The 13,000-nt window shown below is 41.8% G+C and carries 7 protein-coding genes; all 7 read left to right on the top strand.

What is annotated here, in order from left to right:
- Positions 1–22 precede the first annotated feature (22 nt).
- The 7 genes from GT641_RS10960 (at position 23) to GT641_RS10930 (ending at position 12,317) form a co-directional block, all read left to right on the top strand.
- On the top strand, positions 23–2,104 hold the full coding sequence (locus GT641_RS10960; protein WP_119962427.1) for a heavy metal translocating P-type ATPase: 2,082 nt from the start codon (positions 23–25) through the stop codon (positions 2,102–2,104).
- 97 nt (positions 2,105–2,201) lie between these two features.
- On the top strand, positions 2,202–2,765 hold the full coding sequence (locus GT641_RS10955; protein WP_044946079.1) for a TetR/AcrR family transcriptional regulator C-terminal domain-containing protein: 564 nt from the start codon (positions 2,202–2,204) through the stop codon (positions 2,763–2,765).
- A 238-nt stretch (positions 2,766–3,003) separates the two neighbouring features.
- Entirely contained in the window at positions 3,004–5,286 is a 2,283-nt protein-coding gene (locus GT641_RS10950) for an MMPL family transporter (protein ID WP_161117547.1), read from the top strand.
- A gap of 20 nt (positions 5,287–5,306) precedes the next feature.
- Positions 5,307–7,544: a hypothetical protein gene (locus tag GT641_RS10945; RefSeq protein ID WP_161117546.1), complete on the top strand. Its 2,238-nt coding sequence runs from the start codon at positions 5,307–5,309 to the stop codon at positions 7,542–7,544.
- Between the two features lie 616 nt (positions 7,545–8,160).
- On the top strand, positions 8,161–8,784 hold the full coding sequence (locus tag GT641_RS10940; protein ID WP_161117545.1) for a TetR/AcrR family transcriptional regulator: 624 nt from the start codon (positions 8,161–8,163) through the stop codon (positions 8,782–8,784).
- A 100-nt stretch (positions 8,785–8,884) separates the two neighbouring features.
- Positions 8,885–9,586, top strand: coding sequence for an ABC transporter ATP-binding protein (locus GT641_RS10935; protein WP_008402679.1), 702 nt, complete (start codon positions 8,885–8,887; stop codon positions 9,584–9,586).
- Position 9,587: 1 nt separating this feature from the next.
- The gene (locus GT641_RS10930) at positions 9,588–12,317 is read left to right on the top strand and encodes an ABC transporter permease (RefSeq protein ID WP_161117544.1); all 2,730 of its coding nucleotides are present in this window, start codon (positions 9,588–9,590) and stop codon (positions 12,315–12,317) included.
- The last annotated feature ends 683 nt before the right edge of the window (positions 12,318–13,000 follow it).

Raw genomic sequence — 13,000 nt, 5'->3', positions numbered from 1 at the left:
TTAGATAAGAGGATGAGCTGAATTGAAATTCATAATAAAAGATAAGATGAAGGGCAGACTGCGTGTACATATGTGTCAGAATCATATGTCATATGAAGAAGCTGATATTCTTTTATATTATCTGGAGTCTTTTGAACCGGTCAGCTCGGCAAAGGTGTATGACCGGACGGCGGATGCAGTGATCTGTTATACGGGAAATCCGGATATCATTATCGACAGACTTCGCAGATTTCATTATGAAGATGTAAAAGTCCCAAATGGTTATCTGGAACGAAGCGGCAGAGAGACGAATGCGATGTATCAGGAGAAGCTGATCGATAAGATCATCTTCCATTATGCAAGAAAGTGGCTTCTGCCATATCCGATATCAGCAGCTTATACAGGTCTGATGTCTGTTAAGTATATCTGGAAAGGCGTTAAGACTCTGACAAAGGGCAAGATCGAAGTTCCGGTGCTGGATGCAACATCCATTGGAGTATCTGTCTTACGAGGGGATATGAAGACTGCAGGTTCGATCATGTTCCTGCTCGGAATCGGTGAATTGCTTGAGGAGTGGACACATAAGAAGTCGGTCGATGACCTGGCACGTACGATGTCATTAAATGTCGGAAAAGTGTGGTTAAAGACAGAGAATGACGAGATATTGGTTGATTCTGATACGATTGCAAAAGGAGATCATGTCGTTGTCAATGTCGGAACGATCATTCCGTTTGACGGAACTGTCTGTGATGGTGAAGCAATGGTGAATCAGGCATCACTTACCGGAGAGTCCGTATCTGTCAGACGTACGGCAGGAAATGTCGTATATGCCGGAACAGTGGTAGAAGAAGGCTCGCTCATAATAGAAGTAAAAGAGGTATCCGGTTCCAGCCGATATGAGAAGATTGCGCAGATGATCGATGAGTCTGAGAAACTGAAATCCAATCTGGAGGGCAAGGCGGAGCATCTGGCAGACCGTTTGGTGCCGTACAGCTTAGGCGGTACGATACTTACCTATCTGCTTACAAGAAATGTAACAAAAGCCCTTGCGATCCTGATGGTTGATTATTCCTGTGCATTGAAGCTTGCTATGCCTGTATCGGTATTATCGGCGATCCGTGAGGCAGGAAACCGTAAGATTACAGTCAAAGGCGGAAAGTATCTGGAAGCGGTAGCAGAAGCGGATACGATCGTATTTGATAAGACCGGAACACTGACAAAGGCACAGCCTACAGTTGCGGGAGTCGTTTCCTTTAACGGAACAAGTGAAAACGAATTGCTTCGTATCGCTGCCTGTCTGGAAGAGCATTTTCCACATTCAATCGCAAAAGCCGTAGTGGATGCGGCAAAACGAAAAAATCTGGATCATGAAGAGATGCATTCAGAAGTAAAATATATCGTAGCGCATGGAATCTCGACAACAATTGGGGATTCCAAGGCGATCATCGGCAGTTATCATTTTGTATTTGAGGACGAAAAATGTACGATACCGGAGGGGATGGAAGAAGTATTTGAGAATCTTCCGGCGGAATATTCCCACCTCTATCTGGCAATCGATAACGAGCTTGCGGCAGCAATCCTGATCGAGGATCCGTTAAGGGAAGAATCTGCAGATATTGTAGAACGGTTAAAGTCGGTTGGAATCTCCAAGGTCGTTATGATGACCGGTGACTGTGAACGGACTGCAAAGGCGATCGCAGAGCATGTCGGTGTCGATGAATATTATTCAGAGGTACTGCCGGAGGATAAGGCTGCATTTGTAGATCGAGAGAAGGCAGCAGGCAGAAAGGTTATCATGATCGGTGATGGTATCAATGATTCGCCGGCACTTTCAGCAGCAGATGCAGGCATCGCGATCAGTGATGGTGCGGAGATTGCCAGAGAGGTCGCAGATATTACAATCGATGCGGACAGTCTGGATGAGATTGTGACATTGAAGATACTTGCAAATCTCCTTATGAAACGGATTCACAGAAATTATCGTTTTATCGTAGGGTTTAATACCGGGCTGATCGTGCTTGGAGTTGCGGGTGTGATCGCACCGACAACATCTGCACTTCTGCATAATACATCAACCTTGATGATCGGATTAAACAGCATGAAAGACATGTTGCCCGAGTTATAATAGATGTGCTATACTATCTCCATGTGTTTCAGGTGCGGAAGAAAATCTGCATTTTAGACATATGGGGATATTATTATATAGAAAGAGTTATACGAATATGCCGGAATCAAATCTTACAAAGAAAGCGATTGCATTAAGTGCAAAAGAACTGACAAAAGAGAAACCATATGACAAAATATCGATCAGTGATATCGCAGACCGATGTGGAATCAAGAGACAGACATTTTACTATCATTTTCAGGACAAATACGAACTGTTGGTCTGGATCTATTTTAATGAATTATTTGCTCCTAATATGGAGGGGATATCCTTAGAGAACTGGGATGAGAAATTAGGCGCGATCCTCACACAGATGCAGGAGGAGAAAAAGTTCTATATTAACACGATCAAACATGCAGAGGATTATATTATCCAGTATATGCTTGAGGTTGCAGAACAGACCTTTGAAGAGGCAATTGATAAGTTAGACGAGAAATCTCATCTGAAAAACGAGGAACGCGGCATATTTGCCCGGTTCTTTGCATATGGGATCTGTGGGATTATCGTTGAATGGGCAAAGGGTGGTATGAAGATGGCACCGGAGAAGCTGGCTGATTATATGAGGGAGATGCTTGAGAAGTGTAAGCAGGCAGTCTATATATCCGATCATGACAGACAGTAACAGAAGCCGGACAGACCTTGGTGAACAGACAGTACAGAAAATGATAGAATTTATCAGGTGTTCAGGCTTTTTTTATACTTATTTTAGAATGCGTTTTGACATTTCCGGATAAATGTCAAAAAAATTGTCAACCCTAAAATCTTGTATAATTACAAACAAACAAAATAATCATATTCTATGAACGGAAGCAAGAAAAAGGTTTCCGTTCATTTTTTGTATTAACGAAAGGATTGATTCTATGAACAAATTTGGAAAGGCGATCGTAAAGCTTCGTGTACCGATCTTAATTATCAGTATCCTGCTTTTGATCCCGGCAGCGATTGGTTTCTTGAAAACCAGAGTAAACTATGATGTACTTTCATATTTACCAAAGGATATCGAAACCATGAAAGGTCAGGACATTCTGGCGGATGATTTCGGAACGGGTGCTTTCTCCCTGTGCCTTGTAGAAGGGATGGACGATAAAGATGTCGTCAAATTAAAAAAACAAATGGAACAGGTAGACAATGTTGATTCTGTAATCTGGTATGACTCGATTATGGATATTGCTATTCCGGATGAGATTTTACCGAAAGATATCAGAGAGGCATATCGTAATGATGATTGCACGATGATGGCAATTATCTTTAAAACAACAATGTCTTCCGATGAGACAATGGAAGCGATCACTCAGATCAGAAAGCTTGCAAGTAAGCAGTGTTTCATCAGCGGAATGTCAGCTGTTGTAACGGATACCAAGGATCTGTGTGATAAAGAGGTTCCAATCTATGTAACCATAGCAGTTATCTTATCGCTGATCGTATTATCACTGACTATGGATTCCTTCCTCGTACCGATCTTTTTCTTATTAAGTATCGGTATGGCGATTGTATATAACTTGGGAACAAATGTATTTAAAGGAGAGATCTCCTACATAACACAGGCACTTACCGCAGTCCTGCAGTTGGGTGTAACAATGGACTACTCGATCTTCCTGTGGCACAGTTATCAGGAAGAGAAAAAAGTAAATGGCAAAGAGAATAAAGAAGCTATGGCAGATGCAATTGCTTCCACCTTCTCATCTGTTATCGGTAGTTCGATCACAACAGTAGCAGGTTTCGTTGCACTGTGCTTCATGACCTTTACCTTAGGCCTTGACCTTGGTATCGTTATGGCAAAGGGTGTTGTTATCGGTGTTATCTGTTGTGTAACCGTACTCCCATCCATGATCCTGATCTTTGATAAGCCGATTGAAAAGACCTGTCACAGAGCTTTACTTCCTAAGTTTGATAAGCTTAGCAAATTTATCGTGAATAAGTACTGGATCTTCCATATCTTATTCCTGATCCTTCTGGTTCCTGCGTTATATGGTTATACACATACAGATGTTTACTATAACCTCGACAGCTCATTACCGGAAGATCTTCCAAGTATTCAGGCAAACCAGAAGCTGGAAGAAGAATTCAATATGAACTCTACACATATGATCCTGCTTGACAGCAATCTGGATGAAAAGAGTATTAATAAAGTTATTTCAGAAATTAAGAATGTCAAGGGTGTTAAGACTGTACTTGGTCTGGAATCTGTAGTTGGTCCTATGATTCCACAGAGTATGATTCCACAGGATTTGAAATCCAAACTTGACAATGGCGAATGGAAGCTGATGTTAGTCATGTCAGAATACAAAGTAGCAAGTGATGAAGTAAATACACAGTGTGATGAGATCAATACGATTCTTCACAAATATGACAGTAAGGGTATGCTGATCGGTGAAGCTCCTTGTACAAAGGATCTGATCGAGATCACAGATAAGGATTTTAACACAGTAAGTACCGTATCCATCGGTGTTATCCTGCTGATCATCTTATTCGTATTCAAATCAGTATCGCTTCCGATCATTCTGGTATGTGTAATCGAATTTGCAATCTTTATCAATATGGGTATTCCTGCATTTACAAATACAACATTACCATTCATCGCATCCATTGTTATCGGTACGATCCAGCTTGGTTCTACCGTTGACTATGCGATCCTGATGACAACAAGATATAAGAGAGAGAGAAGTAATGGCCTTGCTAAGAAAGAAGCAGTTACAGTTGCACTTCAGACATCTATGATTTCCATTATCGTAAGTGCATTAAGCTTTTTTGCCGCAACCTTCGGTGTTGGCTGTTACTCCGAGATCGATATGATCAGTTCTTTATGTACGTTGATGGCAAGAGGAGCTATCATCAGTATGTTTGTCGTCATCTTCCTGCTTCCTGCAGCGTTGATGTTATTCGATAAGCTGATCATCCATACAACAATCGGATTCAAGGGTATTACCGGCAAACAGAAAGCAGCTTATGCCGGAGCGGGAAATGTTGATCCGGCTTCGGAACAGAAAACGGCAGATGATGATGATTTCCTGAATGAAGACAGACCATTTGCAAAGAAGAAATCCGGAAACTTTGATAACTATGATTTTGATGACAGTTACAGTGACGATGATAAATATATAGATGTAAATAATGATTCCAATGGTCCTGCTGACCGGCAGTAGTAAATTAGGAGGTAATTAGTATGAGTTATAAAAATATGAAAGCAAGAAAAAGATTTATGGCGATCGCTCTGAGTGGTGCAATGATGTTATCCGTTACAGGCTGTGGCAGTACAGCAACAGGAGATGTACAGACATTAGAGAACCCGGAGATCATGAGTAAGAGCGATGAAGAATTGTCAGATGTACTTGAGAATTCTATCGGACTTTCCGAGAATACAGACAGTGATAAAGATGAAACCGTTTACGTTATTGCTGATGCAGCAGGTAATAAGCAGGACGTTATCGTCAGTGAGTGGTTAAAGAACACAGATGGTGAGGCAACCATTAAGGATAGCAGTAACCTGACTGATATCGAGAATGTAAAAGGCGACGAGACATTTACAGAGAATAATGGAGAACTTGTATGGAAGGCAGATGGCAATTCCATTTATTATCAGGGCAAGTCAGAGGAGCAGGTTCCTGTAGAAGTTAAGGTTACTTATTATCTGGATGATCAGGAGATCACACCGGATCAGCTGGCAGGCAAGAGCGGCAAGGTAAAGATGAGATTTGAATATGTCAATAATTCAAAGAGTGGAGATGTATATACTCCTTTCCTGATGGCAACCGGTATGATCTTATCAAATGACAAATTCTCAAATATCAAGGTTGAGAATGGTCAGGTTGTAAATGATGGAAACAACAGTATCGTTGTTGGTATGGGTATGCCCGGCCTTCAGGACAGCCTGGATCTGCAGAAGTTAGATGTTGAGATTCCGGATTACTTTGAGGTTACAGCAGACTGTACAGATTTCTCTCTGGATATGACAATGACGGTTGCTTCTACCGGATTCTTATCCAAGGACAGCGATAACAAGGATCTGAAGGGTGCTGAATCTGATATCAACGAACTGGTCGACACATACAGTGAAGGTATGAATTCTCTGGTATCAGGAATCAAGGACTACACAGATGGTGTGTCTTCTATGTCAAATGGTATCTCACAGGTAAAGACCGGTGCAGATGATCTTTACAAGGGATCTCTTACATTGGCTCAGGGCGTTGACTCAGCTACAACAGGTGCAGGTACATTAAAGGCAGCATTTGAAGGTGATAATGGTGTTTTATCAGGATCAAAGCAGATCAGTGATGGACTGGCAAAGTTAAATAAGGCAGTAAAAGGAATCAACCTTCCAACCAAGACAGAATTAAGTGACAAAGAGAAATCAGCGATCAAGAAAACGATCACAAATAATATTACAAATAACCTGACAGCAAACAAAGATAAGATTGCAGCAAGCGTTGACAAGGATGCAGTTTCTGCCGAGGCACAGAAGAATGGTCAGGCAGCAGCACCATCTAAGGATGCGGTTATAAAAGAGGCGCAGGCATCAGCACCATCTGCTTCTACAGTGGCAGCTGAAGCACAGGCAGCAGCTCCTTCTGCTGCAACAGTAACAGCAGAAGCACAGGGAAAGTTTTCAAGTTATTTCGCTGATTTCTTATCAGCATATACAGATGCAACAGGTACACAGCCGGATGAAGCAACACAGAATGCTTTGATGGCAGCATTTGCAACTGCATATGGTGATGTATACGGAGCAGCTTATAAGTCAGGTTACGGTACAGCTTATGGTACAGCTTATACATCAGGTTATAGTACAGCATACGGCACAGCTTATACAAATGCATTCACAACCGGCTATGGTAGCGCATATGGTACAGCTTATCAGTCAGCATATGGTACAGCTTATGTAGAAGGTTATAAGTCAGGTTATGCGACAGCATATCAGGATGGTATCTCATATGGTGCAAATCTGGTACTTAGTAAGTTAAGCTCATTCAGTTCACAGCTTACAACATTAAAGACCAGCGTTGGACAGCTTGCAACAGGAGCATCCGCACTTAATTCAGGATTAAAGAAAGTATATTCAGGAACAAAAGACCTGTATACCGGTATGGTTAAGTTGAATGGTGGTGCAGGAAGCTTGTCCAAGGGTGCAAATACTCTGAAAGAAGGAGCAGGCACATTAAAGGATGGCGCAACAAAGCTTACAGATGCAAGTGGCGATTTAAAGGATGGCAGCAAGCAGTTATCAGATGGTACAGATAAGATCGTTGATGCAGTAAATGATGCAGAAAATGATCTGGATTCTCTGTCAGAGAAGTGTGATAAGGTCATCAAGGCCGGTGAAACTTACGAGTCCTTCGGTGGAATCTCAGATGATATGAAGGGCAGCGTTAAGTTCATCATCAAGACAGATTCGATCAGCAAGTAATTAACAAATGAAAATCGTTTGCCCTATAAAAAGTATTGGTTGGATTTTGTTTACGATTTAAGACAAAAGGATACCTTGTTAGGACATCCGCAGTAGGAAAAAAGAATATAGTTTGACATAGGGGCTCCGGTTTCGCATGTTTTTCAATGAATCAATCCTTGAATATATGCCGGAGCCCTTTTAATGTGTACTAAGTGCATTTCCGGTTTTGTATTCTGAATATGCCGATTACTTCCTCCTGATAAAATCTCTACATGAGACGCACTTGTTTTTCAATTTGAAACACATGCCTGATGCGCACCTGCTCCGTTCTAACTCGATCTTCGATCTCAAACAAGCACCCGCAGATGCTGGCAATGTGTTTCAAATTACGAAAAACTGCGTGAGTGTCGTTATGTAGAGGTTTTATTATACGGAAGCAACGGCAATTATGTTATATGAACCGGAAATGCCGGTTGCAACATGTAAAGGCGTCAAGCAGATTTAGTGTTTAGCCGAAAATACAGCGGCTGTCATAAAAAAAGCTTGACATATATTTATATTAGATGTAACATAACGATGTTATGTGAATGACTGTTCATATGTTGAAATGGAATAGAACTGGTGGTGAGATGAGATGAAGGACGATCGGGAGACAAAAGAAAAGCTGCTTGCAAGCGCAGAGCATGAATTTATGGAGAAGGGCTATCAGGGCGCATCCCTCCGTAATATCTGTAAGAATGCAGGTGTGACGACCGGCGCATTATATTTCTTCTTTAAAGATAAAGATGATATATTTGCTTCACTGGTGGCACCGGTGCTTGGAAGTATCCGTACGATGATGGAAGCACATATGCAGCAGGAGTTGCAGGAGGTAAAAGGCGAGCTTCAGGAGGGGCAGGATGATTTCAGCGATGACGTCTATGCATCCCGGCGGATCATTCATGAACTGTATCAGAACTATGACCGGGTACAGCTTCTGCTGACGAAGAGTCAGGGATCAAGTCTTGCAGGATGTATTGATGAATTTGTGGCATTTACAGAGAAGAATTACCGGATGCTGGCAGACGCACAGGCAAAGGTGTGTGGAGTTGCTGCACCGGATGATTATACGATACACTGGATGGCACATATGCAGATCGATGCATTTGTCCATTTGCTGACACATGAACCTGATGAAGAAAAAGCAGTTGCCCATCTGGGAGACATATTGAAATATCTGCTTGCCGGATGGTATGCACTGTTTCAGAGAGATGAATAGATAACAAAAAGCTATGTGAAATTTTATTTTGCATAGCTAAAAAAATGATAACAACATAACGGTGTTATGTAAGCGCAAAAAATAACAGGAGGAAGCGAGTATGTATTTAGAGGTATCAGATGTAAAAAAAAGTTATGGAGAAGGTGGAAGCTACATACAGGTTTTAAAGGGAGTATCCCTTCAGGTAAAGCAGGGCGATATGTGTGTCATTCAGGGAACCAGTGGTTCCGGTAAGTCTACGTTATTGAACTGTATCGGTGGTCTGGATACGATCGAATCCGGTTCGATCAAGGTGGATGGAACCGAGATTGCAGGTATGAAAGCAGATGAATTATCCGATTACAGGAGAGATTATCTGGGATTTATCTTCCAGTTCTATAATCTGGTACCAAACCTTACCGTGCGGGAAAATATTCAGGTCTGTGAATATCTGACAGATCAGCCGCTTAATATGGATGAGTTGCTTGAGATACTGGGACTGACAGAGCATCAGAATAAGTTTCCGGCACAGTTGTCCGGTGGTCAGCAGCAGAGATGTGCGATCGCAAGAGCACTGATCAAAAATCCGAAGCTGCTCTTATGTGATGAACCGACCGGAGCACTTGATTCCAAGACATCAAGGGATATCCTGATCCTTCTGGAGAAGATCAATGCGACCTATGGAACGACAATGTTGATTGTAACGCATAATAATTCCATTAAGAATATGGTCGATCAGGTCGTGATCGTAAAGGATGGTCAGATTAGGAAAGATTATTACAATGAGACAAAGGTACCGGCAGCAGAATTGGAGGATTTGTAAGATGCAGAAAGTATTGAGAAAAAGGATTTGGAGAGATTTCAAAAGCAACCTTCCAAGATATCTGGCATTGTCCCTTCTGATCATACTTGCCATGTATCTGGTAGTCAGTCTGGTCGGCGCAGCAGAGACGATCATTCGCGGAAGTGAGAATGCTGACAGCAGACAGTGTGTTGAGGATGGAGATTTTTCATTGTTCGTACCGATGAAGGATGAGGAAATGGAAGATCTGGAAGCCGATGGTGTGTCGATCGAGCCACAGTTCTATATGGACTATGAGATCGACGAAGATCATACGCTCCGTATCTTTGCAAACAGAGATGAGATCAATAAGATTAATCTGGTAAAAGGTACACTTGCAGAAAAGAAAAATGAGCTGGTGGTAGAACGCCAGTTTGCAGAGAAGAATAATATATCATTAGGTGATGTGCTTACATTTGGCGGACGGGAATTTACCATTACCGGAATCGGGACAACACCGGATTATGACAACGTATTAAAATCTCTGGGAGATACCGGATGCGACTGCCTGCATTTTGGTACAGGATTTGTTGCAGCTGACGTATACGATACACTTCGTGCAGAAGAAAAAAGTATAAAGTCAGAGGAATATTATTATGCATACCGGTTAAATGGTGCTATGACGGATGATGAATTAAAAGACCGTCTGGAGGATCTGGAGTTCTCATCAGGAGATGTAGAGGATCCATTTTTCCAAGAATACTGGGATCGTACGATGGGAAAGAAGGACGATCTGACCGATGGTATTCAGGAGCTGTTAGATGGAGCAAGAGAGTTAAAGGACGGACTTGCTGAACTGACCGATCATAATTTAGAGTTAACAGATGCATCGGGAGAAATCTTTGAGGCTTATCTGAAGGAGGCAAATAAGACCTTAAAGAATTATGGTGTAGAAGAACTGACAAAGGATAATTTTGAGACTGTTCTGCAGACTGAGATTGATGGTGCAGACAATGCAATTCTGCGTTTCTCTTATAAAGATCTGTTGTCACAGTTAAAGGAGCTTAAGGCATTTGACGATGGAATTATAGAATATACAGACGGAACAAAAGAAGCTGAAGATGGTTCCAATGAACTGCTGGATGGTATTCAGGAGTTAAAGGATGAGACAGATGATATGATCGATGACATCTTCTCAGAGGATGCACAGAACCTTATGACTTTTGTAAAGGCAGGGGATAATGCGAGAATTCAGGCGGCTTCCGGTGATCAGGAATTATACCGGAGCGTTGGTACGATCGCAGGTGCGATCCTGTTGATCCTGATCTCTTATGTATTATCAGTGTTCGTTGTACATTCGATCGATCAGGAAAGTGCCGTTATCGGTGCGTTATATGCACTTGGGGTAAAGAGAAAGAATCTGATGGCACATTATGTAACACTTCCGACTGTGATCACATTTGTTTCAGGTCTGATCGGAACACTGCTTGGATATTCAAGCCTTGGTGTGCCGATCCAGATGCAGGACTGCTACAACTATTATTCCCTTCCGGATCTGGATGTTATCTATATGCCATATCTGTTCATTTATGGAATCGTGGTTCCACCGGTTATTTCTATAATCGTTAATTCACTGGTTATCCGAAAGAGACTGTCGAAGCCGGTTCTTACAATGATCAGGAATGAGCAGAAGGTTGGTAAGGGCAAGAATATAAAGCTTGGAAATATGAGCTTCATGAATCTGTTCAAGATCCGCCAGATGCTTCGTGAGAGCCGTACCGGATTTACGGTAGTATTTGGAATGTTTGTAAGTCTTCTGCTGGCAATGATGTCACTGGAGATATATACTTACTGTGCGAACGTAAATCGTGATTATGTAAATGATACAAAGTATGAGTATATGTATACCTACAAATATCCGACAGAGGAAGTTCCGGAAGGTGGATATGAGGCATATGCAAAGACACTGAAAAAGAAAATTTACGGTTACAACTTTGACATAACAGTTATGGGACTGACAGAGAATAATCCGTTCTTTGATGTGGATCTGTCAGATTCATCCAGTAAGGTTGCGATCAGTTCTTCGATCGCTTACAAATACGGTCTGGATGTTGGTGATATTCTGACACTAAAGGATGATGAAGCAGATAAGATCTATGCATTTGAGATCGCATCTGTTGCGCAGTATGCTCCATCCTTTATGGTATTTATGCCATATGACAAGGCGCTTGAGTTATTCGACGAACCGGGGGATTATTTCAATGTTGTATTTTCCGACCATGCACTCGATGTCGAGACCGGAAGATTATATGCAACAACGACAAAGACCGATGTGAAGAAGGCTGCCGGTATCTTCTCGGATATAATGCAGGGAATGATCCTTACAATTGGAGGAGTATCTGTTCTGATCTTCATTGTTGTTATGTATCTGATGATGAAGGTTATGATAGATCGGTCTTCTTTCAACATTGCGTTGATTAAGATCTTCGGATACCGGAATAAGGAAGTGAAGAAGATGTATCTGGATGGTAATTTCTATATCATAACGATAGGGTCATTGATCTCGATTCCACTGACCAAATGGATCATGGATGTGGCTTATGAGCCTGCCTTTGTTCCGAATATTGCCTGCGGTATCGACAAGTCCTTCCCATTCTGGATGTACCTTGCCATCTTCGCAGGTATCCTGATCCTGTACTTCATCATCAACCATCTGCTGATCCGCAGAATCCGCAAGATGGTGCCTGCTGAAGTGCTGAAAAACCGCGAGTAGGAGAAAGGGTGAGAAATTGTCTCTATCAGTTACAGCTGCAAGATATATGCACTACAGAAAACATGCTCATTTTTCTATTCGAAACACATGCCTGATTCGCGTCTGTTCTGTGCAAACTCGCTCTTCGAGCTCAGACATGCACCCACAGACGCTGGCATGTGTTTCGCATGACGAAAAATAGAGCAATTGTTTTCATAGCAGTTGCATATATCCTGTAGCTGTAGCAGAAGGAAACAATTTCTCGCTATAGCTATAAGTTATATAACTTGCTGGAAATGTATATGTATTTTACTTAAAATATATAATGCTACTTTGGAAATTCAATGGACTCAGTCATTATTTAGAAGAATCAGAAATTACCATTTACAGTTGTATGATGCATACTGACAGAAGAAAATTACAGCCATCAGTTCCAACTGTATGCTATATCACTGTTCAAAAAAACAATTGCTCAGTTTGTCGTTATTTGAAACACATTGCCAGCAGTAGCGAGTGTATGTCTGAGCTCGAAGAGCGAGTTTGCACGGAGCTACTGCGAATAGGGCATGTGTTTCAAATAGAAAAACGAGCATGTTTTTTGAATAGTGATATAGCATACAGTTGGGACTGATGGCTGTAATTTTCCTTATAGGTATACAACTGGCAGTTGTCAGAAAAAGTGGGTCTGTGGTAAACTGGCAGTG

The organism is Clostridium sp. BIOML-A1, assembly GCF_009874105.1.
Taxonomy (GTDB): domain Bacteria; phylum Bacillota; class Clostridia; order Lachnospirales; family Lachnospiraceae; genus Coprococcus.
This window is presented reverse-complemented; position numbering and strand designations above follow the sequence as displayed.